Annotated in this window: 23 protein-coding genes and 1 tRNA gene; 11 read left to right on the top strand and 13 right to left on the bottom strand. The window is 67.2% G+C overall.

What is annotated here, in order from left to right; genetic code table 11:
* The first annotated feature begins 7 nt into the window (after positions 1–7).
* Complete coding sequence (locus tag ACWESM_RS11870) at positions 8–3,130, top strand: (Fe-S)-binding protein (protein ID WP_452491634.1); 3,123 nt, start codon at positions 8–10, stop codon at positions 3,128–3,130.
* 162 nt (positions 3,131–3,292) lie between these two features.
* Here ACWESM_RS11870 and ACWESM_RS11865 read toward each other — a convergent pair whose 3' ends face one another.
* The 3 genes from ACWESM_RS11865 to ACWESM_RS11855 form a co-directional block, all read right to left on the bottom strand.
* Positions 3,293–4,441, bottom strand: coding sequence for an acyl-CoA dehydrogenase family protein (locus ACWESM_RS11865; RefSeq protein ID WP_364424712.1), 1,149 nt, complete (start codon positions 4,439–4,441; stop codon positions 3,293–3,295).
* A complete protein-coding gene (locus ACWESM_RS11860) occupies positions 4,441–5,670 on the bottom strand; it encodes an acyl-CoA dehydrogenase family protein (RefSeq protein WP_452491632.1) in 1,230 nt (409 codons plus the stop codon). Before ACWESM_RS11860 ends, ACWESM_RS11865 begins: the two co-directional genes overlap by 1 nt.
* Before the next feature lie 149 nt (positions 5,671–5,819).
* Positions 5,820–6,356 carry a YdcF family protein gene (locus ACWESM_RS11855; RefSeq protein ID WP_397276285.1) on the bottom strand — a complete coding sequence of 179 codons (537 nt, stop codon included), beginning with the start codon at positions 6,354–6,356 and terminating at the stop codon, positions 5,820–5,822.
* 145 nt (positions 6,357–6,501) lie between these two features.
* Between ACWESM_RS11855 and ACWESM_RS11850 the strand changes: the two genes are divergently transcribed.
* Both ACWESM_RS11850 and ACWESM_RS11845 read left to right on the top strand, forming a co-directional pair.
* On the top strand, positions 6,502–7,824 hold the full coding sequence (locus ACWESM_RS11850) for a UDP-glucose dehydrogenase family protein (RefSeq protein WP_452491630.1): 1,323 nt from the start codon (positions 6,502–6,504) through the stop codon (positions 7,822–7,824).
* Positions 7,825–7,975: 151 nt separating this feature from the next.
* A complete protein-coding gene (locus ACWESM_RS11845; protein WP_364424719.1) occupies positions 7,976–9,283 on the top strand; it encodes an Hsp70 family protein in 1,308 nt (435 codons plus the stop codon).
* 51 nt (positions 9,284–9,334) lie between these two features.
* On the opposite strand, the gene ACWESM_RS11840 is transcribed toward ACWESM_RS11845, so the two are convergent.
* The 3 genes from ACWESM_RS11840 to ACWESM_RS11830 all read right to left on the bottom strand — a co-directional run bounded on the left by ACWESM_RS11840 (position 9,335) and on the right by ACWESM_RS11830 (position 13,365).
* On the bottom strand, positions 9,335–10,612 hold the full coding sequence (locus ACWESM_RS11840) for a YibE/F family protein (protein ID WP_355071451.1): 1,278 nt from the start codon (positions 10,610–10,612) through the stop codon (positions 9,335–9,337).
* 391 nt (positions 10,613–11,003) lie between these two features.
* Entirely contained in the window at positions 11,004–12,257 is a 1,254-nt protein-coding gene (locus tag ACWESM_RS11835) for a pyridoxal phosphate-dependent aminotransferase (RefSeq protein ID WP_355071449.1), read from the bottom strand.
* 100 nt (positions 12,258–12,357) lie between these two features.
* Complete coding sequence (locus ACWESM_RS11830; RefSeq protein WP_355071447.1) at positions 12,358–13,365, bottom strand: XRE family transcriptional regulator; 1,008 nt, start codon at positions 13,363–13,365, stop codon at positions 12,358–12,360.
* A gap of 560 nt (positions 13,366–13,925) precedes the next feature.
* Between ACWESM_RS11830 and ACWESM_RS11825 the strand changes: the two genes are divergently transcribed.
* On the top strand, positions 13,926–14,375 hold the full coding sequence (locus ACWESM_RS11825) for a hypothetical protein (protein WP_063016495.1): 450 nt from the start codon (positions 13,926–13,928) through the stop codon (positions 14,373–14,375).
* An 80-nt stretch (positions 14,376–14,455) separates the two neighbouring features.
* On the opposite strand, the gene dcd is transcribed toward ACWESM_RS11825, so the two are convergent.
* Positions 14,456–15,055 carry a dCTP deaminase gene (dcd, locus tag ACWESM_RS11820; RefSeq protein ID WP_355071445.1) on the bottom strand — a complete coding sequence of 200 codons (600 nt, stop codon included), beginning with the start codon at positions 15,053–15,055 and terminating at the stop codon, positions 14,456–14,458.
* 112 nt (positions 15,056–15,167) lie between these two features.
* On the opposite strand from dcd, the gene ACWESM_RS11815 reads away from it, so the two are divergent.
* The 7 genes from ACWESM_RS11815 to ACWESM_RS11785 all read left to right on the top strand — a co-directional run bounded on the left by ACWESM_RS11815 (position 15,168) and on the right by ACWESM_RS11785 (position 19,407).
* Entirely contained in the window at positions 15,168–15,941 is a 774-nt protein-coding gene (locus tag ACWESM_RS11815; protein WP_397276280.1) for an SDR family NAD(P)-dependent oxidoreductase, read from the top strand.
* Positions 15,942–16,021: 80 nt separating this feature from the next.
* On the top strand, positions 16,022–16,735 hold the full coding sequence (locus tag ACWESM_RS11810) for a phosphatase PAP2 family protein (RefSeq protein ID WP_452491627.1): 714 nt from the start codon (positions 16,022–16,024) through the stop codon (positions 16,733–16,735).
* Positions 16,736–16,846: 111 nt separating this feature from the next.
* Positions 16,847–17,134 (top strand): WXG100 family type VII secretion target, encoded by a 288-nt coding sequence (locus ACWESM_RS11805; RefSeq protein ID WP_452491625.1) that lies wholly within the window; start codon positions 16,847–16,849, stop codon positions 17,132–17,134.
* Positions 17,131–17,436 carry a WXG100 family type VII secretion target gene (locus ACWESM_RS11800; protein ID WP_452491624.1) on the top strand — a complete coding sequence of 102 codons (306 nt, stop codon included), beginning with the start codon at positions 17,131–17,133 and terminating at the stop codon, positions 17,434–17,436. Before ACWESM_RS11805 ends, ACWESM_RS11800 begins: the two co-directional genes overlap by 4 nt.
* The gene (locus ACWESM_RS11795; RefSeq protein WP_452491622.1) at positions 17,433–18,722 is read left to right on the top strand and encodes a hypothetical protein; all 1,290 of its coding nucleotides are present in this window, start codon (positions 17,433–17,435) and stop codon (positions 18,720–18,722) included. The genes ACWESM_RS11800 and ACWESM_RS11795 overlap by 4 nt, the downstream gene beginning before the upstream one ends.
* 8 nt (positions 18,723–18,730) lie before the next feature.
* Positions 18,731–19,192 carry a hypothetical protein gene (locus ACWESM_RS11790; protein WP_356962901.1) on the top strand — a complete coding sequence of 154 codons (462 nt, stop codon included), beginning with the start codon at positions 18,731–18,733 and terminating at the stop codon, positions 19,190–19,192.
* Positions 19,193–19,333: 141 nt separating this feature from the next.
* Positions 19,334–19,407: transfer RNA gene (locus ACWESM_RS11785), tRNA-Gly, on the top strand.
* A 476-nt stretch (positions 19,408–19,883) separates the two neighbouring features.
* Here ACWESM_RS11785 and ACWESM_RS11780 read toward each other — a convergent pair.
* The 6 genes from ACWESM_RS11780 to ACWESM_RS11755 form a co-directional block, all read right to left on the bottom strand.
* Positions 19,884–20,696: a class I SAM-dependent methyltransferase gene (locus ACWESM_RS11780; protein ID WP_364424729.1), complete on the bottom strand. Its 813-nt coding sequence runs from the start codon at positions 20,694–20,696 to the stop codon at positions 19,884–19,886.
* A 10-nt stretch (positions 20,697–20,706) separates the two neighbouring features.
* A complete protein-coding gene (locus ACWESM_RS11775) occupies positions 20,707–21,168 on the bottom strand; it encodes a GbsR/MarR family transcriptional regulator (RefSeq protein ID WP_355071433.1) in 462 nt (153 codons plus the stop codon).
* Between the two features lie 31 nt (positions 21,169–21,199).
* A complete protein-coding gene (locus ACWESM_RS11770) occupies positions 21,200–22,141 on the bottom strand; it encodes an alpha/beta hydrolase (RefSeq protein ID WP_452491620.1) in 942 nt (313 codons plus the stop codon).
* A gap of 146 nt (positions 22,142–22,287) precedes the next feature.
* A complete protein-coding gene (locus tag ACWESM_RS11765; protein WP_452491618.1) occupies positions 22,288–23,397 on the bottom strand; it encodes a methyltransferase in 1,110 nt (369 codons plus the stop codon).
* A 360-nt stretch (positions 23,398–23,757) separates the two neighbouring features.
* Positions 23,758–24,273 (bottom strand): flavin reductase family protein, encoded by a 516-nt coding sequence (locus tag ACWESM_RS11760; RefSeq protein ID WP_452491617.1) that lies wholly within the window; start codon positions 24,271–24,273, stop codon positions 23,758–23,760.
* Complete coding sequence (locus ACWESM_RS11755; protein WP_355071426.1) at positions 24,266–24,781, bottom strand: NADPH-dependent FMN reductase; 516 nt, start codon at positions 24,779–24,781, stop codon at positions 24,266–24,268. Before ACWESM_RS11755 ends, ACWESM_RS11760 begins: the two co-directional genes overlap by 8 nt.
* Position 24,782 lies beyond the last annotated feature (1 nt).

The raw sequence follows: 24,782 nt of genomic DNA, 5'->3' as shown, positions 1-24,782 counted from the left end.
GTCGCACATGAATGCCCTGACAGTGACGCTGGGCACGATTGGGGCGGCGCTCAGCCTCCTGTGTTGGGCGTCGTTCATCGGCGGCGTCCGCAATATCGCGCGCGCCATCATGATCGGACAGCCCGCGCCGGACCGTTGGCGGCCCTTCTTTCCGCGCTTCAAGCAGATGCTCGTGGAGTTCATCGCGCACACGCGGATGAACAAATTCCGCACCGTCGGCTGGGCGCACTGGCTGGTGATGATCGGCTTCATCGGTGGAGCCATGCTGTGGTTCGAGGCCTACGGGCAGACGTTCGACCCCGCGTTCCACTGGCCGATCATCGGCAACCTGGCGATCTACCACCTGTGGGACGAGATCCTGGGTATCGGCACCGTGGTCGGCATCCTCACGCTGATCATCCTGCGGCAGCTCAACCACCCGCGTCTGCCGGAGCGCCTTTCCCGGTTCAGCGGTTCCAAGTTCGGCCCGGCCTACGTCATCGAGGCGATCGTGCTGCTCGAGGGCCTCGGCATGATCTTCGTGAAGGCGGGCAAGATCGCCGCCTACGGCCACTCCGACCCGGCCACCGACTTCTTCACCATGCAGGTGGCGAAGCTGCTGCCCGCGAACACCACGATGGTGGCGCTGTTCGCTTTCGTGAAGCTGATGTCCGGCATGGCGTTCCTGTACTACGTCGGCCGCAACGTCACCTGGGGCGTGGCCTGGCACCGGTTCTCCGCGTTCTTCAACATCTACTTCAAGCGTGAGGACGACGGCGGCGTCGCGCTGGGCGCGGCCAAGCCGATGATGTCGAAGGGCAAGCCGGTCGACATGGAGACCGCCGACCCCGACACCGACACCTTCGGCGCGGGCCGGATCGAGGACTTCTCCTGGAAGGGCTGGCTGGACTTCACCACCTGCACCGAGTGCGGTCGCTGCCAGTCGCAGTGCCCCGCCTGGAACACCGGCAAGCCGCTGTCGCCGAAGCTGCTGATCATGTCGCTGCGCGACCACGGGTACGCCAAGGCCCCCTACCTGCTGGCCGGTGGCCGCAAGGACATGGGTGGCGACGAGGTCGGGCTGGTCGACGCCGAGGGCAACCCGAACGAAGCGAAGCTCGCCAAGATCTCGGAGGCCGCCAAGGCCGAGGCCGAGCGGCCGCTGGTCGGCGGCGAGGACGTGGGCGGCATCATCGATCCCGAGGTGCTGTGGAGCTGCACCACCTGCGGCGCGTGCGTCGAGCAGTGCCCGGTGGACATCGAGCACGTCGACCACATCATCGACATGCGCCGCTATCAGGTGCTGATCGAGTCCGAGTTCCCGTCCGAGCTCGCGGGCCTGTTCAAGAACCTGGAGAACAAGGGCAACCCCTGGGGCCAGAACGCCAAGGACCGGCTCAACTGGATCAACGAGCTCGATTTCCAGATCCCGGTCTTCGGCCAGGACGCCGACAGCTTCGACGGCTACGAGTACCTGTTCTGGGTCGGCTGCGCGGGCGCCTACGAGGACCGCGCCAAGAAGACCACCAAGGCGGTCGCCGAACTGCTGGCCACCGCGGGCGTGAAATTCATGGTGCTCGGCGCGGAGGAGACCTGCACCGGCGACTCCGCTCGCCGCGCGGGTAACGAGTTCCTGTTCCAGCAGCTGGCCCAGCAGAACATCGAGCTGCTGAACTCGGTGTTCGAGGGCGTCGAGGATCGCAAGAAGAAGATCGTCGTCACCTGTGCGCACTGCTTCAACGCGCTGAACAACGAGTACCCGCAGGTCGGGGGCAACTACGAGGTCGTGCACCACACGCAGCTGCTCAACCGCCTGGTGCGGCAGAAGCAGCTGGTCCCGGTGGCCTCGGTGTCGCAGAACGTCACCTACCACGACCCTTGCTACCTGGGTCGGCACAACAAGATCTACAACGCGCCGCGTGAGCTGATGGCCGCGTCCGGCTCCAACCTGGTCGAGATGCCCCGGCACGGCGAGCGATCCATGTGCTGTGGCGCCGGTGGCGCCCGGATGTGGATGGAGGAGCAGCTCGGCAAGCGCGTCAACATCGACCGCGTGGACGAGGCGCTGACCACCTCGCCCGCGAAGATCGCGACCGGCTGCCCGTTCTGCCGCGTGATGCTGACCGACGGCGTCACCGCGCGCCAGGAGAAGGGTGAGGGCGAAGGCGTCGAGGTGGTGGACGTCGCCCAACTGATGCTGGACGCCATCGAGCGCGTCGAGCCCGCGGTGCTGACCGAGAACCTGACCGTCATCCAGGAGCCGAAGGCGCCCGAGGTGGAGCCCGAACCGGAGCCGGAGCCCGAACCCGCCCCCGCCGCCGAAGCTCCCGCCAAGGCCGCGCCGACCGGCGGCGGTCTGGCCATGAAGGGCCCGGCGAAAGCGCCCGGTGGCGGCGGTCTCGCCATGAAGGGCCCGGCCAAGGCACCCGGTGGCGGACTCGGCATGAAGGGTGCGGCCAAGGCGCCCGGCGCCAAGGCCCCCGCCGCGGAAACGGCGGAGGCCGAGGCCACGTCGGCGCCTGCCGCTCCGGTCAAGGGTCTTGCCATGAAGGGCCCCGCGAAGGCGCCCGGTGGTCTGGGGATGAAGGGCGGAGCCAAGGCACCCGGCGCCAAGGCCGCTGGGGCGCCCGCCGCCGAAGGCCCGGCCGAGGCCTCCGCGACCGAAGCCCCCGCGGCCAAGCCGGCCAAGGGATTGGGCATGAAGGGCGGCGCGAAGGCGCCCGGTGGTGGTCTCACCATGAAGGGCGCGGCCAAGGCTCCCGGCGCGAAGGCCCCGGCAGCCGAGGCAACGGCCGTCGAGACGGCTACGGAACCGGCCGAAGCCACGACCGCAGCCGCGCCGACCGAGACCAAGCCCACGGTGCCCGCCAAGGGTCTGGCCATGAAGTCGGGCTTCAAGCGGCCCGGCCCCAAGGCCCCGGGCAAGGCAACCCCGGCACCGGCCCCGAAGGATGCGGCTCCCACCGAGCCGGCTCCGGTGGAGCAGGCCCCCGCCGCGGAAGCCCCTGCGGCAAAGCCCGAACCCGCCGCCGAACCGGAGCAGACCAACGGTGCGAGCGGCAACGGCGCACCCGAAGTCGCGCCGCCCAGCGCCAAGCCCGGCGGTCTCGGCTTCAAGGCCGGTGCGAAAGCGCCGGGCCGCAAGAGCTGAGCCCACAACAACTCCATACCGACATCGGCCGGGTCCGGGAACGGACCCGGCCGAGTCATATCAGGAGCAGGTAGGCGCTAGGAGCAAGCCACAGCGGTGAAACGGCCCAGAACCCGCCCGACCGGTCCGGCCGGGGTTGCGGGTCCCGGCCGGAGACTCGAACTACGGCCTGGTCAGTGCCGCGTAGCGAGCGAGATGTTCGTCGGTAGAGCCGAATTCGTGCTCGATCACGGTGAGGCGCTTGAAGTAGTGGCCGATGGCCAGCTCTTCGGTCATGCCCATCGCGCCGTGCAGTTGCACGGCGTTCTGCCCGATGAACCGCGCCGCCCTGGCGACGGTGACCTTCGCCGCCGAGACGGCGCGGGCCCGGTCGCCTGCGGAGGCGCGCAGGGAATGGACGACCAGGTGGACCGCCGCGATGGCCTGCTCGAGTTCGATGTACATGTCGACCATGCGATGTTGCAGCACCTGGAAGCTGCCGATCGGCTGGCCGAACTGCTCGCGCTGCTTGGCGTAGTCGATGGTGTCGGCGAGCACTTTGCGCATGCAGCCGACCGCCTCGGCGCAGATCGCCGCGGTCGCTTCCGCGATGGTCGGCTCGATGACCGTCCAGCCGTCGGACTCCGTGCCGAGCAGCGCGTCGGAGGGCAGACGCAAGCCGGTGAACACGAGATCGGCGGCGGTCCGGTCGTCGATGGTGCGGTAGGCGTGCACCTCGACTCCGGCGGGCGGAGCGCTCGCGTCGAATTCGAGCCGGAACAGCGAGATACCGGCCTCGTCGCGCCGTTCGCCGGATGTGCGCGCGGTGATCACCAGGTCGGTGGCCAGCGGTGCGCTGGTCACCACGGTCTTCGCGCCGTCGAGCACCCAGGTGTCGCCGTCGCGGCGGGCGGTGGTCGACACGTCGTGCAAAGCGTGTCCTGATGACGGTTCCAGCGCGGCGAACGCGATGCGCGCGTCACCGGACACGATCCGGCGCAGCACGGCGTCGGCCTGCTCGCCACCGGAACGCTCGAGCAGACCGGCGCCGAGCACGACCGTGTCCACGAACGGCTCGACCACCAGTGCACGGCCGAGTTCCTCGGCGATCACCATGAGTTCGACGGGGCCGCCGCCGGTGCCGTCCACCCGCTCGGGCAGGGTCGCGCCGAGGATGCCGAGTTCGTCGGCGAATCCGCGCCAGATCGCGGGCTGCCAGCCCGTCTCCGATTTCGCCGCCGCGCGGCTCTTCTCCAGGTCGTAGCGGGCGCCGAGATATCCGGCGATCGCGGAGCGGAGCATTTCCTGCTCGTCGGTAAGCGTGAAGTCCATCAGAGTCCCAATGCTGCTTTGGCGAGGATGTTTCGCTGAATCTCGTTGCTGCCCGCGTAGATCGAGCCCGCTCGGTCGTTGAAGTACTTCAGCGGCGCGACGGCCTGCCAGTCCGCGCCGCTGCGGTAGCCGTCGGCGGGTGGCGTGAACTGGGCGATCGGGCCACCCGGCTTGGTGGCGTGCGGCTGGTAGACGCGACCGCGCGGGCCCGCGGCCTCCAGCGCCAGCTCGGTGAGCTTCTGGCTGAGTTCGGTGCCGAGGATCTTCAGGATGGAGGACGCCGGGCCCGGGTTCTTCCCCTGGGCCATCGCGGAAATCGTGCGGTATTCCAGGATTTCGAGCACCTCGGTGCGGATCCGCAAATCCGCCAGCTTCGCCGCGAACGCGCGGTCGTCGATCAGCGGGTTGCCGTCCGGGCCGGGCTGCCGCGCCGCTTCGGCGGCGATGTCCTGGGCCATGACCTGCAGCCACGGCGCGGCCGCTCCGCCCCGCTCGTGCACCAGCAGGTACTTCGCGACGGTCCACCCGTCATCGATCCGGCCGAGCACATTGGTCTTCGGCACTCGCACGTTGTCGAAGAAGACCTGGTTCTGCACCTGCTCGCCCGAGGTCATCACCAGCGGCCGGATCTCGATGCCCGGCGCGGTCATGTCGATCAGCAGGAACGTGATGCCCTGTTGTTTCTTACCCGTGCGCGAGGTGCGCACGAGGCAGAAGATCCAGTTCGCCTCGGTGGCGTGGGTGGTCCAGATCTTGCTGCCGGTGCATACGAAGTCCTCGCCGTCGTCGACGGCGGCCATGGCCAGCGCGGCCAGGTCCGATCCGGCCTCGGGCTCGGAGTAGCCCTGGCAGAAGAAGACCTCGCCGGTGAGGATGCGCGGCAGATAGAACGCCTTCTGTTCCGGGGTGCCGAACGCGATGATGGCCGGGGCCACCATCCTGATGCCCATCGGCGACAGCGCGGGTGCGCCGGCCAGCGCCGATTCCCGCTGGAAGATGTAGTGCTGGGTCAGGCTCCAGTCGCATCCGCCGTGTTCCACCGGCCAGGCGGGCGCCGCCCAGCCGCGCTCGTGCAGGATGCGCTGCCATTCCGTGCTCGCCTCGTGGTCGGGATACACGCTCGTCGCCAAGCGCCCGGCCCGCCGCAACTCCGGCGTCAGCTTCGCGTCGAGGAATCCGCGCACCTCCTCCCGAAACGCCAGATCCTCCGCTGACCAGTCGTAATCCATCTGCCCTCCCGGAGGGTGTGCACCGTTGCTTCCCTGGCGACCATCCCGCCACCACGCGACAGAATGTACGGCTGCCTGTTTCACCGAGTCAAACTGAAGTCATATGCCAGCACATCCTCCACCTGGTGCGACCGGCACTCCCGAGTGCTTCAGCAGTCCTCGAAGAAGGCCTTTAGGTAGCCCACCGATTGGTAGACGTAGTCGTAGGCCCAGCGGGGGATGGAGAGGGCGGGTTCGGGGTCGATGAAGAGGAGTTCTCCGTCCCAGCACCCTTGCAAGACGTAGCGGGCTCGAGAGACATGGGGGGTGAAGGTGACGACGATGACCCGGTGCCAATTGTGGGCGCGGGCGAGGCGGGCGAGTTCGCGGCCCTCGCCGCGGGTGGTGCGGGGAGACGGGTCGAAGCACTGCACCTCGAAGCTGTAGCCGCCGTGACAGATGCGGTTCAGCATGGCGCTGTTCTCATAGGGATTGGAGAACACCACCCGTGGCGCGAATCCCTCACGCGCCAAGCGCAGGCCCAGCTGTTCGCGTCCGTCGTGCGCACCGCCGAGCACGAGAACGGCGTCCGCCCGCGCGGGCGGGTCGATCCGCGGACGCACGTAGACCGGCCACAGCGCCACCGCGGCGACCACTACCACCAGACCGGCACAGAGCCCGGTCCAGGCCAACCGACGACGTCGCACAGGCCGATGCTAGCCGGGTGCCGCGCGAGCATCACGCCAGGTCACGGCGTCCGGATCAGCGATGTCGCCGCATGTACACCTGCTGTTGCCCGGACCCTTGCCTCGCTGACGTGGCGTGGCCATCGGCGGGGCTTACCAATCGATCATGCGATGCACAGTCTTCGGAACCGGGTATCTCGGGGCCACGCACGCGGCGTGCATGGCCGAACTCGGGCACGACGTCATCGGAGTGGACGTGGACCCGGGCAAGGTCGCGAAGCTGTCCGACGGAGTGGTGCCGTTCTACGAACCGGGCCTGGAGGATGTGCTTCGTCGCAACCTCGATGCGGGCCGACTGCGGTTCACCACCTCCTACGCCGAGGCGGCCGCACACGCCGATGTGCATTTCCTCGGTGTGGGCACGCCGCAGAAGAAGGGTGAGTACGCCGCCGACTTGAAATACGTGCACGCGGTGGTGGATACCCTCGCCCCGCTACTGGAACGTCCCTCGGTGATCATCGGCAAGTCGACGGTTCCGGTCGGCACGGCGGACGCGCTGGGAGCCCGCGCTCGCGCGCTGAGTTCCACCGACGTCGAGGTGGCGTGGAATCCGGAATTCCTCCGAGAAGGCTTCGCGGTCAAGGACACCCTGCGGCCGGACCGATTGGTCCTCGGAGTCGACCGGGAGCGCGCCGCCGCCGGGTGGGTCGAGGATCTGGTGCGCGAGATCTACGCCGACCTCATCGCCGCCGAGGTCCCGTTCCTGCTCACCGACCTGGCCACAGCGGAATTGGTGAAGGTCTCGGCGAACGCCTTTCTGGCGACGAAGATCTCGTTCATCAACGCGGTGTCGGAGGTCTGCGAAGCGACCGGCGCCGACGTGACCATGCTGGCCGACGCCCTCGGCTACGACGCGCGCATCGGCCGTCGATTCCTCAACGCCGGCCTGGGTTTCGGCGGCGGATGTCTGCCGAAGGACATCCGGGCGTTCATGGCCCGCTCCGGCGAACTCGGCGCCGACCACGCCGTCGCCTTCCTGCGCGAGGTGGACAACATCAATATGCGCCGCCGGACCAAGGTGGTCGACATGGCCGCCCGCGCCTGCGGCGGCTCACTGCTCGGGGCCAACGTGGCGGTACTCGGCGCGGCGTTCAAACCGGAATCCGACGACGTCCGCGACTCGCCCGCGTTGAACGTGGCGGGCATGATCCAGCTGCACGGCGCCGTGGTGACCGTCTACGATCCCAAGGCGCTGGAGAATTCGCGCCGGGTGTTCCCCACCCTGAACTACGCGACCTCGGTCACCGAGGCGTGCGAACGCGCCGACGTGGTGCTCGTGCTCACCGAGTGGGACGAATTCACCGCGCTGCGCCCGCAAGACCTGGACCGGGTGGTGCGTGCCCGCTCGATCATCGACGGCCGGAACTGTCTCAATCGTGCCACCTGGAGAGCAGCCGGATGGGTGTACGCGGGACTCGGTACACCGTAGAGTTGCGGAGCGAGGCGGGCTACTGCCAGACAGACGACCAGTCCTGCCTTAAGCACAGCTGATCGCCGACGGTAGGGTCCGTCCAGCGGGTCTCCGCCGACGGACGGCGCAGGCTCGCATGTCGTGAAGTGTGAAACGAGATGGGCAGCTGATGAGTTCGGTACTGGGAGTTTCGGTGGGGGCCGGCGCTGTCCGTATGGCGCGACCACACGCCGGAAACCCCCACGGGCATGTCTCCCCGCATTCCTTCGATCTGCAGACCATTCCGGTCGTCGACCAAAGCATGGAAGAGTTGGCGGCAGAGGCCATCGGAGTCACCCTGGAGGCCACGCCGGGTATCGGCGCCACCGCCATCGCCTACCGCAGTGAGCAGCACGCCCGCGCCATTCGCGCCGCCATGGCGCGTCAGCAGCTGACCAATTACGAACTCGTGCCCGAGATCGCGGCCGCACTCGAGTTCGCCCAGGCCACCGGCGATATCCGGGGCATCTCCTCGCTGGTCGTCTACGACCTGGGCAGTTCGGGCCTGACGGTAAGCGTGGTCGACACGCAGACCCGTGAGGTCCGGCACAGCGAGCGCACCAGCGACATCAGCGGCGACTATCTCGACTCGTTGATCCGGGAGCAGCAGATCGCCTCGGGGCGGATCGCGCACCCGCCGAACGCCGCGGGCCTGGCCGCGCTGGACGCGCTGTGCCGCGAGGCCAAAGAGCAGCTCACCACCAACACCGCGGTGGCGTTGCCGAGCGAGCAGGGTTTGGTGCTGCTCGCGCAGGAGAACTTCGAATCGCTGATCATGCTGGCCATCGAGTCGTCGGCGCGCATGGCACGCGACGTGATCGTGCGCTCGGACCGCCCGGTGCACGGCGTGCTCGCCATCGGCGGTTGCGCCCGGATCCCGTTGGTGGCCAAGGTGCTCGAACGCTGGATGGGCGTGCCCGTCATCGTGCCGGACAGCCCGGAGACCGTGATGGCTCGCGGCGCCGCGCTGCTGGCCAGACCGGTCCGTAAGGAAACGCCAACGGCGGGCGCCACGCTGGACGACGAGCTGTCACCCGCATGGTTGTCGGCTCCGACCCAGCGCGGCAAACGTGAGATCAGCGGTGCGGTGCTGACCGTCAGCGCGCTGGCCGTGGTCGCCGCGATCGGGCTCGGCCTCGGTTACGGACCGCAGGTGCTGGAACGGGATTCACACACCAGCGAAGGATCACCGTCGCTGTCGCCCACCACCACACCGCGCACGACCAGCTTGGACCCGCAGATCGCGGTCGCGCCGGGCACCACGGAATCGCCCGCGCACGAGTCGCTCGCCGCGCCGCCGCCGAACCGGAGGCAGACCACCAGCGAGGCGCCGCCGACACCCGGCCCGAACACCATCGTCGTGCCGGGCCTTCCGCCGATCGTGGTTCCCACGATCCCGCCGGAGGTCTTCCCCTTCCCTCCGCCGCCGCAGCGCTGAGCCGGGCGGCCGCGCCGCACAACTCCTGACGAGACGGGAAACGGGGGGAGTTCAGACCCTCGCGTGCCGTGCGCGACGCGGGCGCGGCGCGGGGGTTGGTTCCTTGGTCGTGAACGGGCGGGCCAGCAGCACAGCGATGCCGGTGGTCAACGGCACCGAGAGCGCCAGCGCGATACCGCCGACCGCCGAGCGCGCGATCTCGATGGCAACGGCGTCACCGGTCAGCACGTCGCGGATGGACCGCCCCGCCACGCTGAACAGCAGCAACAGCGGCAGCGCCCCACCGGCGTAGGCGAGCACCAGCGTGTAGACGGTACTGGCGATGTGGTCGCGCCCCACGCGCATGGCGGCGGCGAAAACCTCGCGCCGGGAGGCCGACCGGTCGATGGCGGCCAGCTCGAACGCGGCGGACGCCTGGGTGATGGTGACGTCGTTGAGCACACCGAGCGAACCGATGATGAATCCGGCCAGCAGCAATCCGGTGATACTGACGTGCTCGATGTAGGTCGCGACGTTCGTGTTCTGCTCTTCGGAAAGGCCGGTTAGATGGGTCATCTCGATGGTGAGCCAGGACAACGCGGCGGCGAGCAGCATCGAGGTCAGCGTGCCGAGCAGCGCCGAACTGGTGCGCAGGTTCACCCCGTGCGCCAGATACAGCACCGCGTACAGGATCAGGGCGCCCGCGACCAAGGCGACCGGGATCGCCGGTTTGCCGTCCAGCAGGGCGGGCAGCAGGAACAGCACCAGGACGGCGAAGGCGAACACCAGGCCCAGCAGCGCGCGGACGCCACGCCAGCGCGCCACCGCGATGATCACCACGACGAAAGCCACCACGATCAGCGTGAGCGGCAGCCCGCGCGAGTAGTCCTCGAACGAGTACAGCGGCGTCCCGCTGGGATCGGTCTGGCGGACCAGCCGCAGTTCGTCACCGGCGTGCAGGTCGGGTTGCCCTGGGCCCGGTGCGATTTCCAGCAGCGTGCGGTTGCCCTTGTGCGGTCCGGATTCGATCGAGATCAGGCTGCGCTGGCAGGTGTAGGCGTTGTTGCGCGGCGGTTCGGGCTTGTCGACGAAGACCTTGCCCAGTGAAGAGCTGCCGCACGGCCCGATGTCCTGCAGCACTACGGTGCCCGCCTCGGTCTGTACCGCGCCGCCGCCCGCGTTCTGCATCGGCAGCGGGATATCGATGTGCTGCTTGCTCGGCCACAGCGCGATCGCGCCGATGACCACGACGATCCCGATGGCGGTGAGCAGCCCGATGACCACGCGCGCCGCGGTCGCGCCGATCGCGATCGGTCCCGAATGATCGTGGTGATGGTGGTGGTCGCTCACCGCGCTCCTCTGTCCGATGTGTTTGCGCCCGGAGCGAGCCTAAAGGATTTCATTTTCAAGACCGTCGCGGCGGTTACCTAACACAGCGGAGACGCGGTTGATGTGAACCGATCACGGGAAAAAAGGAGTTAGAGGGGGGCGGCGGAGAGCAGGGGGATGTCTCCGCCGCCCGCAGGGCAGGCGGCCCAGGGGGGTAGGCGGCCTAACCCGAGGTCGGATATGCCCAGGGGGGGTAGGCAATCCGACCGGGCACTCTGAGTGCCGAGGACCACTGTACACAAAAGTACTTCTTTTGCGCTAGCTAGTCGCCAAATCCGACGGGTATCCGTACATCGAGTTTGTTTCCAGGCCAGAAGCGGGGCGATTATATTGTCCAGCTCCGGGCTTCCCGCTACTGGCGATAGCTGGACAGGAAGTTGCCGAAGCGTTCGATCGCGACCGCGAGATCGCGGGCCCAGGGCAGTGTGACGATCCGCAGGTGGTCGTGGCGCGGCCAGTTGAAGCCGGTGCCCTGCACCATCAGGATCTTCTCCTGCAGCAGCAGATCCAGGATCAGCTTGGAGTCGTCGTGGATCTCGTACACATTCGGATCCAGCTTCGGGAACGCGTAGAGCGCGCCCTTCGGCTTCACGCACGACACGCCGGGGATCATGTTCAACCGCTCCCAGGCGACGTCGCGCTGTTCGAGCAGCCGCCCGCCGGGCAGGATCAGGTCCTCGATGCTCTGATGACCGCCGAGCGCGACCTGAATCGCGTGCTGCGCGGGCACGTTCGGACACAACCGCGAGGAGGCGAGCAGGTCGATGCCCTCCAGGAACCCGGCCGCGTGCTCCTTCGGGCCCGTGATCGCCAACCAACCCGACCGGTAACCCGCGACCCGGTAGGCCTTGGACAGCCCGTTGAAGGTCAGGCACAGCAGGTCGGGCGCCACGGTGGCCAGCGAGATGTGCTTGGCGTCGTCGTAGAGGATCTTGTCGTAGATCTCGTCGGCGAGCAGCAACAGCTGATGCTTGCGAGCCAGGTCGGCGATCTGCTGGAGCACTTCGGCGGAGTACACCGCGCCGGTGGGGTTGTTCGGGTTGATCACCAGCAGCGCTTTGGTCTTGTCGGTGATCTTCGATTCGATGTCGGCGATATCGGGCTGCCAGCCGTTGGCCTCGTCACACAGGTAGTGCACCGGCGTGCCGCCCGCCAGGCTGGTCATGGCGGTCCACAGCGGGTAGTCCGGCGCCGGGATCAGCACCTCGTCGCCGTTGTCCAGCAGGGCCTGCATGGTGATGGTGATCAGCTCGGATACGCCGTTGCCGAGGTAGACGCCGTCCACGTCCAGCTCGGGGAAGCCGGGCACGAGTTCGTAGCGGGTCACGATCGCGCGCCGCGCGGAGAGGATGCCTTTGGATTCGGAGTAGCCCTGGGCATACGGCAGCGCCGCGATGATGTCGCGCATGATCACGTCGGGCGCCTCGAACCCGAACGGGGCGGGGTTGCCGATATTCAGTTTGAGGATGCGGTGGCCCTCGGCCTCCAGCCGTGCCGCGTGCGCGTGTACCGGTCCACGGATCTCGTAGACGACGTTCTGCAGCTTCGTGGACTGCTCCAGAACACGCGGGGGATGGTGCGGATGCTGAGGACTCACCCGTCCCATGGTGCCATCCGTCGCAACTGGATAAACCGCCTGTCCGAGCTCTCCACGGGCCGCCACGCCCACGACGGCGGCCGCGGCCCCGCCGGGTGTGACGCGTCACTCAATGGGCCGCGCCGGGCGGGATCCCCTTGGCCGCCGTCGACCCGCAGAATTCCTCGATCCGCTCGTCCAGCCTGCGCGCCTCGACCGAGTCGCGGAAAGCCGGAGCCGCGATCCGCCTGCGCACACCGGTCAACCGCTCCTCGAGCTGCGCGATGCGCTTGGCCTCGTCGAGGCCGAGCACCGGCTGCAGCGCCTCGGCCGCGCCGTCCAGGCTGCCGTTGATCAGGTGGGCAGCCGCGCAGTCGACCCTGGCAAGCGCCTCCGCGCCATAGGAACGCTGTTCGGACGGGCCGTTCGAATAGAGTTCGATGGCCCGCTGGGTGGCGCCGAGCGCGGGCTCCGCCTGACCGAGGTGGATGTAGGTGGCGCCAGCGTAGTAGTTGGCCTTGGCCTCGTTGAACCCGAAGACGCCGCCCACCTCGTCGTGCAGCGTGTCGGTCGCGGCGATCTCGCGCGCGTCGTCGGCTGCCCGCACGCAGCGATCGGTGTCGGCGGCGCTGCCAAGCGCCGACCAGATGCGCGCCTCGATATTGAGCAGTCGCACCTGCGCGGTCGCGGATTCCGCGAACTCCTGCCCGCTCTGGGCGAGCTGGACCGCCCGGCGCGGCCGCTGCGACCAGTACTCGATCAGCGCGTGCATGCCGCGGGTCCAGGCCCGAAGCCCGTTGTGCCCGCACAACTCCGCGTAGGCCCATGCGGCCCGGACCTGCTCGCCCGCCGCGTCGTAGTAGCCGAGATCGGTGCTGGCGTTGGCGAGCAGGCCCGAGAGGGTGCCCGCCAAAAGATACAGATGACCGGTATCGGCGGGCCGCTGATGGCCTTCCAGCAACCGATACACCCGGCGCCGCACCCGCACCATTTCCACCATCATCGGCACCGGCGGAATGCGCACGTAGTCGTTCGCGATGCGCACGACATCCGCGTCGAGCTGGTCTAAAGTGCTCGCACCGACATTGGTGCTCTCGGCCTTGCCGGCGTGCTCGCTGGCCTCGTGGGCAGCCGCCATGATCAGATCCCTCTCCGAAATCGCCGCCAACGCAGCACCTCTCATCGCACCGGCGTCTATGAGAGCCAAAAGGTCCGCGTCGCTCGAATAATGAACGCGCGCCGAGGCGTCGGCACGCGCATCGAATCCCGGCGGGACGGTTCGATCGATCGCGGGCTTATCGATCAATGCCGCGAACCGCGCCCGCACCACATCGTCGGACCTGGCCAGTGAGGTATCCAGAGCGGCTTGGTTGATCGGTCGTGGATGAACCCGGACGCCCCCGGCTTCCCACTTCGACACCAAGCGTTCGTGCACACCCAAATGGGCGGCGAATTCCCTGATGCTCATCCGCTTGGCATCGCGAAGGGCACGGGCCTCTTTGCCTGACCAATGCGTGACCACGGTGTCATCCCTTCCGAACGAACTCCTTCCAGAGTACGAGCGGTTTGTGAGCGCGGCCACAGGTGAAATACGGCCCGTATCAAAGGCAGCGGAAGGGCAGCGCAAGGCGGGTGAGCGGGCGATGCCGAATCGCGCGGCGGGCCGGGACCATTGAGTCGGAAGGCAAGGAGTTCGCCGTGAATGTCGAGAAACTCAGGACCGTGGACGATTGGGTGGCGTTCTATCGGCACGAGTTCGGACTGCCGGTCACCGAGCGGGGCGGTTTCGCCATGCTGCCGATCACCGGACGCGTTTGCGTCGTCCACCTGCCGACCGCGCGTGCCGAGAAGGTGCGCGCCGCACTGGAACAGCAGGGAACGAGGGGTCCCATGTTGGCCAGGCAGATCCGATGGAGTTTCCTCGCCGAGCCCGACAGCCGACCGGGACCGCAGGTGCTCGAGGTGCTCAATCGGCTGGATATCGGCCTGCCCGCCGTCGGCAGCGCCGTGATGTTGCCGACCGGCCTCGGCCGCTGGACCCGGGAAGGGTGCTTCTGGGTCAGCCCGCCGAGCCGCGGTGACACGCTCCCACCGCTGTCCGTCATCCTCACAACGGCGCTCGCGGTGGGAGCGGGCGGCGGGGACTGATCACCTCCGCGGTCGGTTCCCCGCCGCCGTCCGCCGGGTCCGCTTCTCCCCCACAGTCGACGAAGCGGACTCGGCCCCGGTCAGCGGGCTTCGGCGGCGTCGATCGCGGCGGCCGGAATCGGGAAGTTCAGATAGGACCGCGACGGAGTCGGTCCGCGCTGGCCCTGGTACTTCGAGCCCGCCACGGCACTGCCGTACGGGTGCTCGGCCGGACTGGTCAGCCTGAGCAGGCACAGCTGACCGATCTTCATGCCGGGCCACAGCGTGATCGGCAGATTCGCCACGTTGGACAGCTCCAGCGTGATGTGCCCGCTGAACCCGGGATCGATGAAGCCGGCGGTCGAGTGGGTCAGCAGACCCAATCGGCCCAGACTGGACTTGCCCTCCAAGCGTCCGGCCAGATCATCCGGCAGCGTGCACACCTCGAGGGTGGAGCCGAGCACGAATTCGCCGGGATGCAGCACGAACGGCTCGCCCTCGCCCGGCTCGACCAGGCTGGTGAGTTCGTCCTGCCGCTGCGCCGGATCGATGTGGGTGTAGCGGGTGTTGTTGAACACCCGGAACATCCGGTCCAGGCGCACGTCGATGCTCGACGGCTGGATCAGGTTCTCCAGCAGCGGCTCGACGCCGAGACGCCCAGCGGCGATCTCCGCGCGGATGTCACGATCGGAAAGCAGCACGCGACGAGCGTAGCGCCTGCTCGACGGGGCTCCTCAGCCGCACAGTGATATGGAGAGAACGATATCCTCGCATTCATTCGGGCGGCGTCGCCCGCGATCGAAGGGATGAACCATGTCCGAGGGCTCGCTGTTCGACCTGACCGGCCACGTCGCCGTCGTCACCGGAGGCAACTCCGGCATCGGTCTCGGATTCGCCCGGGGTCTCGCGCGGGCCGGGGCCGATGTCTGCGTCGTCGGCCGCAACGCCGAACGCAACGAGGCGGCCGCCGCCGAATTGCGCTCGTTCGGCGGGCGGGTGCTCGCCCTGAGCTGCGACGTCGGCGAGGAACAGCAAGTGATCGACACCATCGGCCGCGCGGCCGCGCAACTCGGCCGCATCGACTCCTGCTTCGTGAACGCCGGAGTCAGCCAGGGATTCATTCCGTTCGTGGATACCGATCTCACGGAATTCCGCCGGGTCACCTCGCTCAATCTCGACGCCGCGTTCGTGACGCTGCGTGAAGCGGCGAAAGCAATGCTCGCCCAGGGCGAGGGTGGCAGTCTGGTCGCCACCGCGAGTTTGGCCGCCCACCAGGGCGTTCCGCGCGGGCAGTCCTATGCGGCCAGCAAGGCGGGGTTGATCGCCATGGTCAACTCGATCGCGGTGGAGCTGGCCAAGCACGGCATCCGTGCGAACTCCGTGCTGCCCGGCTGGGTCGAGACGCCGATGACCGAAGGGGCCTTCGCGTGGGACCGTTTCCGCGAACGCGTCCACCCGAGGATCCCGGTCCGCCGCTGGGGCCTGCCGAGCGATTTCGAATCCGTCGCCGTCTACCTCGCCAGCCCCACCAGCGCGTACCACACCGGCGACACTCTGCTGATCGACGGCGGCTACAGCAAGTTCTGACGCGCTTCGGCCGCGGCGGTGTCATGCCAGCTGGAAAGGAGCCGGTTACCTTCGAGCGTCGGAGGTGGCAACGTGGAGGAGTGACCTCCCCTCGCATTAGCGGCATCATCGGGGTGCTCACCGCGTTGCTGGTGGTGTGCGCCGCGGCTCTCACGGCGGGCGTGGTCGGGAATCACGGTCCCGGCGGGTTCGATCGCGGCGTCACCGATTGGGCCGTCACGCACCGCAACGGCACGCTGACACCGGTCGCGGTGACGGTCAGCGTGCTGGGCGGCACGCTCGCCATGACCGCTCTGGCTACCGCCACCTGCCTGGTCCTGTCCTGGCGGCGGCGCTGGACGGCGGCAGCGCTCGTCGCGATCACCGGGCTCGGCGGCGGGCTGCTCGTACGCGGCGGCAAGCGACTCACCGACCGGGACCGCCCACCCGTCGAGGAACACCTGATCAGCGTGTCCAACCAGGCGTATCCGTCCGGGCACAGCATGGGCTCGTTCGTCGTGGTCGGCATCGTCCTTGCGGTCGCGCTCCCCGCCATACACGGTTCCACCCTGCGCCTCTGCGCCGCGACCGCCGCCGTCCTCTTCGTGACCGCGGTCGGCCTGTCCCGTATCTACCTCGGCGTCCACTGGGCCACCGACGTCCTCGGCGGCTGGTGCTTCGGGGCGCTTTGGCTCATCCTCTGCTTGACCGTGTACCGGTACTCGGTACCCACCGACCGGGACGAGGGCCGGAAACCACCTACCGAGAAGGCAGTCGGCCGTCGTCCCCACCCGGCGAGTGGGACTCTTTCTTAGCTGGCCCGACGGGCTTGGTCAGCGTGTGGACGTCCGAGACGGAGTGCCGTTATGGTCGTGTGCATGGGAGTTAGCGGGGGGCCTAACGGATCTGGCCGCAATCTGTCAGTCGTGCCTGATGACGTGCAGGCGATCGGCCAGTACGTCTACAACATCGCCGACACCATGAAGCAGGCACTCGATTCCGCTGCCGGCGAGGTCGACAACCTGCTCACTTCCGATTGGACCGGCGACGCGGCCGACGAGTTCTCCGCCGGGTGGACAGAAACCCGCGACGGCGGAACAAGACTCATGCAAGCGTTGACTTCTCTCGCCGAGAAGCTGGGCGTCACTGCCGACAACTACAAGAGCACCGACACCGGCAACGCATCCGGTCTCTCCAGCCTGGACCTGCCATGAGCTCTCAATTCAGCGTCGACCTCGCACGACTCGATCAGATCGTGTCGCGCCTCAACGGCCTGGCCGGGTTCTTGCACGATCACCTCGACGAACTCGACCACAAGGTCACCGCCTTGCAGAGCGGCAGTTGGGAATCTGCCGCGGCCAGCGCCTACGCCGACGCGCACGCGCAATGGCTCGCGGCCGCCCGCGAATTCGCCGAAGGCGTCGCCACCGTGAGCGATGCCGCGCAGAAAGCGCACGGACGCTATACCCGCGCCATCGAGGCCAACCGCCGCATACTGCGGTCGGGGCAGGCATGATCGTCGACTGGCAGACCTACTACGACGCCGCCAAGAAATGCCATGACCTCGCCGACGACCTCCGCAAAGCCGACAAGCCGGTCCACGATGCGATCAAAGGCCAATGCGCAGGGATGGCCGGCGACGCCCCCGGCTGCAAACAGTGGGGTGAGGCGTACGACAAAGCCGCCCAGCAGACCATGCAGGCCTGCTCGAGCCTGGCCAACGCCCTCACCAACTACGGCGCGGTGCTGTATGCCAACGGCTACAACTACGCCATCGCCAACAAGAGCAACCCCGCCCCGCCCCGCATCCACGCCCAGGAAGTCGGCGAGTACAAGGTCAGCATCCCATCCTCGGTGGCCGACAATGGAGTCGGCTTCACCGACCACGGCGGCCTGAAGGAATTCTTGGACAAACTCGTCGCCAAAGTCCTCTCCGCCTTCGGCAAACTCCCCAATGGCGACCACACCAAACTCGACAAAGCACACACCACCTGGAACACCTTCGCCAACCACGACACCATCACCGGCGCGTCCGCCCGTATATCCGCCATTTCGGCACTGTTCGACGGCATGGACGACGCCACCAACCGGCAACTGCTCCAAGACCATTTCACGACCCTGAAAACCAGTGCCGACACCGTCAGCACCGCCGCGAAGAAAATGGCCGCACCCGTTGGCGACTACAAGAACGCGACCATCGCCCTCGGTAACGACAACGCCAAAGCGATCAACGCGCTGGAACTGTCCATCAGCTTGATCGCGATAACCGCCGGTGTCGCTTTCCTGTTCAGCCTCGGCTCCTCCGCCGTCGCCGCAGCCGCCGCCATCGACGCCGACGTGGTCGCCACGATCAACGCGATCCAAACCTCCTATCGCGCCAGCCAAATGGTCCGAGTCATCGGTCTCACCAGTCTCGCCGCAGGGGCTGTCGGCACCATCGACGCCTTCCACGCTCTACCCGCCGTCGACCTCGACAAAGCCATCACCAACCTCGCCGCCATCATCGGCATGACGTCGACCATCGATGACGATCACGCCGGTGATTCCGATGAACCGGACTTTCGCCACAGCGAATACACTCAAGCCGAGATAGAAGAATTCATCAACGGACATACCGGCGACGGGAATCCGACGATGGACCGACCGACTCCCCAGCAAGTTCATGACGCCCTGACAAAAGGCACACCGGAACCGATGGGTGACGGACGCACATCGGAGCAGGCCGAGCAATTTGTATACAAGGGAGTCAAGGTTGTCGTGAACTACGAAATGCCATGGAAATCCACCGCCTGGAAACTGTGAGGAAACGAATGTCGAACCCCGAGGATCGCGCGCATCGTCATTTCACCGAGGACGAGATCGTCGACATCAGGAGTCACCCGATCACACTGAAATCGGGAGAGGAACGCGATGCGATCCGCTTGGCGGATTCATGGGAAGCCCACGTCGAGAAGATCGATCGCGACAGAAGCCTGCCCTGGTCGGACCGCACCGTCTGGAACGAATACGATCTCAACGCCGCTTATACTGTCCGGGATTACCTGGAAAGTGCCATTAATCAATTGCCGACAATACTCGCTGCTAAGGTGAATAACTACGTCTCCGATGCCGACGACAGATTCACGTCTATCACTGTCGAGGACTCAGGAAAGCGCATGGCGGCAGTCGCGAATATCGACACAACCGGACGTGGGTGGTGGTGGTTCCGCATACCCGACTCCGGTCCGATCGTTGAAGACCTTGCTCGCTGGAGCCGATTCGAGAGCGAATAGCCGGCGATGCCGGGCGCCCAGCCGCCTGCTGAAGGCTATCCATTACAGCCCGATCAGCTGCGCCCAGTGCGAACCCCAGATCAAGGGAGTTGACCTACATAGTGCCTGGTCTGATAGAGTCGCGGACGCGCACTGCGCAGTGCCGATGTAGTTCAATGGTAGAACTTCTGCTTCCCAAGCAGACAGCGCGGGTTCGATTCCCGTCATCGGCTCCACCGAAGGCCCTGCATCCGCACCCCGCCGATCCAGGGCCTTTCTGCTACCCGACCAACCGCCCCGCAGCGCACGTCATCGAGTGGCCCATGGTCGAGGCGAATCGCGAGTAGCCCCCTCCGTCATGTGCCACTCGACGAAGTGCCGGGCGGTTACCGCCGCTGGGGGTGGTGTGGGTTACAGGCAGTAGTGGGCGCCGCTGGACAGGGCGTGCACGAGGCAGGCCAGAGACTGGGCGTCGCTCGAGCCCGAGGAGACGCCGACAGGAGTCGCCTGAGTGCCGACGGGAGCCGGTTGCGGGCTCGGGATGGGCTTCGGAGGTAATCCGCTGGATGTAACCGTGGCGTTCGCCCAACCTGCACCTGCTGCAAGAGAGATTGCAACGGCGGCGATGACTTTCAACGTCGTGCGGACCACCACATCACCGGCCTCTACGGTGGTGGTTGAGGATGGGGTGACGGCGCGATGCCTCGAGACACTAGAAGGCGTATCGGAGTATTCGGTTGGCTTGCCGAGACAGTCCTGAGCTGAGGGCTATGGCGCGGGTTACCGCGCGTAACGGTTGTGGGAAGAGGTCGACTTCGCCGGCGCGGGTGAGAAGTTGTTCTTCGATCAGTGTCAGGCGGGCGCCCCAGGTTTCGGGTTCGTGGGCGTCGTCGAATCCTTGGGCGGCGCTGATGCCGAGGGCTTTGATCGACGGGTGGTATTTCATGGCCCAGGCGGCGAAACGGGTGTAGCCGTTGAGGGCGAGTTCACCGGTCGGGAAGTGTGTGGTCGCCTCGCGGATCAGGGTGTGGAACGTGTCGCCGGGCAGGAAGGGCAGCAGGCCCTCGGCGACGATCATGGCTGGTCGATCGGCGGGCAGCTGCTGAGTCCAGCCCGGCTGGGTGAGATCGACGCCCAGCGGATGGGGGCTGTGCGGAAGCAACTGTCGGCGCAGTTCGATGACTTCAGGGTAATCGACGTCGTACCAGTCGACATCGGCGGGTGGATCGCATCGGAGCATGCGGGTGTCCAGGCCGCAGCCGAGATCGAGTACCACCGCATTTCGGTGCATGGCGATGAACGCGCGTACCGCGTCGTCGAGTTTTTTCGCGCGTAGCGCCGTTCCGCAGATGAGGCTGGGTTTCAGCTCGAGTTCGGTGAAGTCGTAGTCGATCCGGTCGGCCAGCTCGGCCTGGTGGGTGTCGCCCAGGATCGGGGTGCGGGTGGTCGCGTCCAGTGCTCGGGCTTGCAGGGTGAGGAGCAGGGTTTCCTGAATCGGGTCCAGGTCGGGTCGGATTCGGAGCACGATCGGTCCTTCAGGTGGTGGTGTCCGTGTGTCGGGCGGCGATGTCGCGCAGCCAGGTCAATGCCTGCTGAGCGGCCCGGATGCGTTCGGTGAGAGCGGGATCGGTGCCGCCGACCAAGGAGAGTCCGTCCTCGGCGATGTCGCCGAAGGCGCCCAGGCCGGCGATTTTGCGATGGATGACCTTCTCCCAGGCGTCGTCCTCGATGCGGTAGTAGGCGGTGCGGTCACCGGGGATCCGCACCTTGCGGACGAGGCCGATGGTGGTCAGCAGGCGCATGTTGGAGGTCAGCGAGGCGCGGCTGGCGTGGATCGCCTCGGCGATCTGGCCGGCGGATTGCTCCGGCGGATCGCAGATCATCAGTAGGCCGAGGATTCGCCCGGTGATGGGGGGCAGTGCCCATTCCTCGACGCAGAAGGTAGCGACTCGCTCCACCCACTCCAGCGTGGCGTGCTGTCGATCCGGTTCCGGCATGCTGTGTCCTCCTGCGCTGTACTCGGCTCGATTACTGTGGCATAGCGGTCACCGACTCCCGGGTCGGCTCCGGGGTGGGAGCGACGAGGCGGGTCCGGCGCAGGTGCCGGTCGAACCACTCGACGGCCAGAGCCATGGCCTCCTCCAGCCCGGGACCGGTGTAGAGACCGAGCACGTCGTAAGGCAGGATCTCGAGTCGTTTCGGCTCGCCGGCCTTGGCGAAGGCGCTCTGTGCCTCCTCGAGCATGTGGTACGGGTCCCAGCCGCCGTTGGCGATCATCAGCAGCGGGGTCGGCGCCAGGCGATGAATGAGGTCCTCCGGCACAAAGGTCAGCAGATGTTCGGCGGAGTCGAGGGTCTTCTCGTTCCGGTAGTTCGGGAACATCTCGGCGGCGAGATCCGGTGCGCTCTCGACGTTTTCCCCCCGCAGCGTCAGGTGCGGCACCCGAGCACTGTCGTGGCCGACATATCGGCGCTGCCAGTCCTCGTCCAACCGGTCCCGCAGCGCGGCTACGCCCTCCCTGCCGAGCAGCCGCTCCAGATATCGCCATCCGTTCCACACGCTCGGGCTCTGCACCACAACACATTTCACGCGCCGGTCCAATACCGCGGCCTGCGTCGCCACCGAGCCCCCGATGCTGACACCCCAGAGTCCGATCCGATTCGGGTCCGCCTCCGGGCGGGTTTGCAGATACGACACCGCGCTACGAAAATCTTCCGTCTGTCGCTGCGGGTAGTCCTGGCCGCGAGGTTGCCCCGCGCTGGCCCCGACCGTGCGATAGTCGATCGCCAGTACCGCGAACCCCGCCCGCACGAAATACGGTGCGAACACTCGCAACGCCTCTTTCACCATCACCCCTGAGTGCCCCAGCACCAGACCGGGGACTGGACCGTCCGCCGCGGGCAAATACAGATCCCCAGCACACTCGGTGCCAAGGCTGTTGAACGTCACTTGCTCGATATGGAGATCCATCAAAGCTCCCGTCGTTGCTAGTTATTTCAGTCTTCACTGAAACGACTAGCAATGTCAACATAGTCCCCGAAACCCGTTGCCGATGCGACCAATACGCCGTGGACTCGGTCCCGGATGACGGGGGTAACCACTCCGTGATCTGCCACTCAACGAGGTGCCAGGCGGTAGAGGGAAGTCGTTTCGCGGGTGCGGGCGTGGTGGAGTGGAGAGATGGGGTTGTGGGCTCGGTGGTGGGTGGGGCGGGTCGTCAGTTGGGCGGTGATGTGGAGGCCTGCGGTTGTGATGCGGTCGAGGAGTTCGTCGTGGGGACGCAGGCCTAAGTGTTCGGGGAGGTCGGAGAGGATCAGCCAGCCTTCGCCGCCGGGGCGCAAGTGGGCACGGAGGCCGGAGAGGAAGGTGTACAGCATGGACGAGTTCTCGTCGTATACGCCGCTTTCCAGGGTCGAGGTAGGTGCGCCGGGGAGCCATGGGGGATTGCACACCACCAGGTCGGCCTCGCCGTCCGGGAAGAGAGCCGGGCCTTGCACGGCGACGGATGAGAGGCCCAGTCGGTCGAGGTTGGCTCGGGCGCAGGTCAGCGCACGGGAACTCTTGTCGGTGGCTGTGATTCGAGTGCAACCGCGGCGGGCCAGAACGGCGGCGAGCACGCCGGTGCCCGTGCCGAGATCGAAGGCTGTCTCGGTCCGCGCGGGTAGCGGCGCGGCTGCGACGAGGTCGATGTACTCGCCCCGGACCGGGGAGAACACACCGTAGTGCGGATGAATGCGGTCGCCGAGCGCGGGCACGTACACACCCTTCTCTCGCCACTGCGCCGCCCCCAGCACGCCGAGCAACTCGGTGAGCGCGACCACCGTACGCCCCCGCGCCGCACCGTACGCTTCGGTGCAGGCGCGCCGCACATCGGGAGCGCGACGCAACGCCAGCGAATAGTCGTCTTCCAGCAGCACGAGCAACTTGCCGAGCACTTCCGCGCGCCGCCGACGAGACGCGCGATACCGGCGGAACGCCTCGGCCGGATCGTCGCCCAGCGAAACCTTCCGCTCGACCCGCCGACCCATCGCCCGCAGCAACTGCCGCGCATTGTGGAAATCACCGCGCCACAGCAGGCCGGTCCCCGCTCGCGCCATTCGGCAAGCCGCTTCGGCAGTCGTCCAGTCGTTCACCACCACGAGGGAATCGGGTGGCGGCGCGCCATTCTCGGAATGCCAACGGGCGCTCGGGCAGGTGTTGTCCTCGGTCCAGGAAACGGTGGACACCGCGTACTCCTCGTGTACGAACGTGCAAAGGGCACGAAGAGCACCTCGACGCGGAGACGCGAAATTGCCTGTGCTGCTATCGCACAGGGGCTATCAGGTCGCCTGTTTACGCCCGCGCCGAAGTGCGCGGGAAATCACCGAGAACCATCCCGAGCGACATAGCCGGACCTTTCCGTAGGAGACGCCTGAGTCTCCCACAGCGCCGCCGGTACAGCCCAACCATGGGCCGTGAGAGGTCGTCCGGTCGCTTCGACCGGCAACTTGCGTCACGCAGTTTGATGTCAGGTCTTGCAAGGACGCCGTCGCGTCCCCTGCACGACCGGACGGACCCCGCCGCGTTCTGGCGAGTGAACCAGCCCCTCAGGCCGCCCCGTTCGCCGATTCCGCGTGCAGTCGGCGGAACTTGCTGCCGTGGAAAACGAGCGGGTCCACGTCGGTGCGGGTGGCGATGCGGTGGATGCGGAGGATGACCACCGCGTGGTCGCCTGCCGGGACGTGCGCTTCCTGGACGCCCTCGATCCAGGCGGACGCGCCATCGATGAACACGGCGTTGCCGGAACCGCGGTGCAGCTGGATATCGCGGAAGCGGTCGCCGTCGCGGGTGCCGAGCGAGCGGGCGGCGGCCTGCTGGTCGGTGCCGAGCAGGCTGAGGCCGAGGTGGCTCGCGGCGGCGAGCTTGGGCCAGGTGGCCGACGAGTTCTGCACGCAGAACGAGACCAGGGGCGGATCGAGCGAGACGGGCACGAACGTGCTCACCGCCAGACCGTGCGGGGTTCCGTCGATTTCGGCGCACACGGCGACGACGCCGCTGGGGAAGTTGGCGAACGCGCGACGCAGACCGGCTCCGTCGGCGGGGAATTCGAACAGGTCATGCATGATTCGCAGCTTTCGAGCTGTGGGCCAGTGCCTGGGCGACCGAACGCCACCGACCACTGTACCGGTCGATGACGCCGTCCTCGGCGAATGTGCGATCGGACAGGTAGAGCCCGGGCAACGCGGCGGTGGCCCCGATTTCGACGAGCACGGGCTTGAGCAGCAGGTCGGGCGCGAGAGCGTGGGCGGGTCCCGCGCCGAGCATCACCGGGACCGCGAGCACGCCTTCCAGGCCGGTCCCGCCCTCGAACTGTTCGAGGAACAGCTTGAGCAGACCGGTGTAGGTCGCCTTGAAGGTGGGGCTGGCGAAGACGACGAGCTCCGAGCCCGCCACGGTGCGCACCGCCTCGGCTACGGCCGGGTCACCCCAGCTGAGCAGCGCGGGACCGAACTCGACCAGGTCGATCACGGTGGGCTCCACCTCAGGTCGCAGCCCCCTCGCGACCAGGGTGGCCGCGGTGAGCGTGCGTGAGGCGGGTTTCGGATTTCCGACGACGACAGTGACTGCCATT

Source organism: Nocardia sp. NPDC003999 (genome assembly GCF_053604885.1).
Note: the sequence above shows the minus strand (reverse complement) of the source record. Positions and strands in the feature narration are given on the sequence as shown.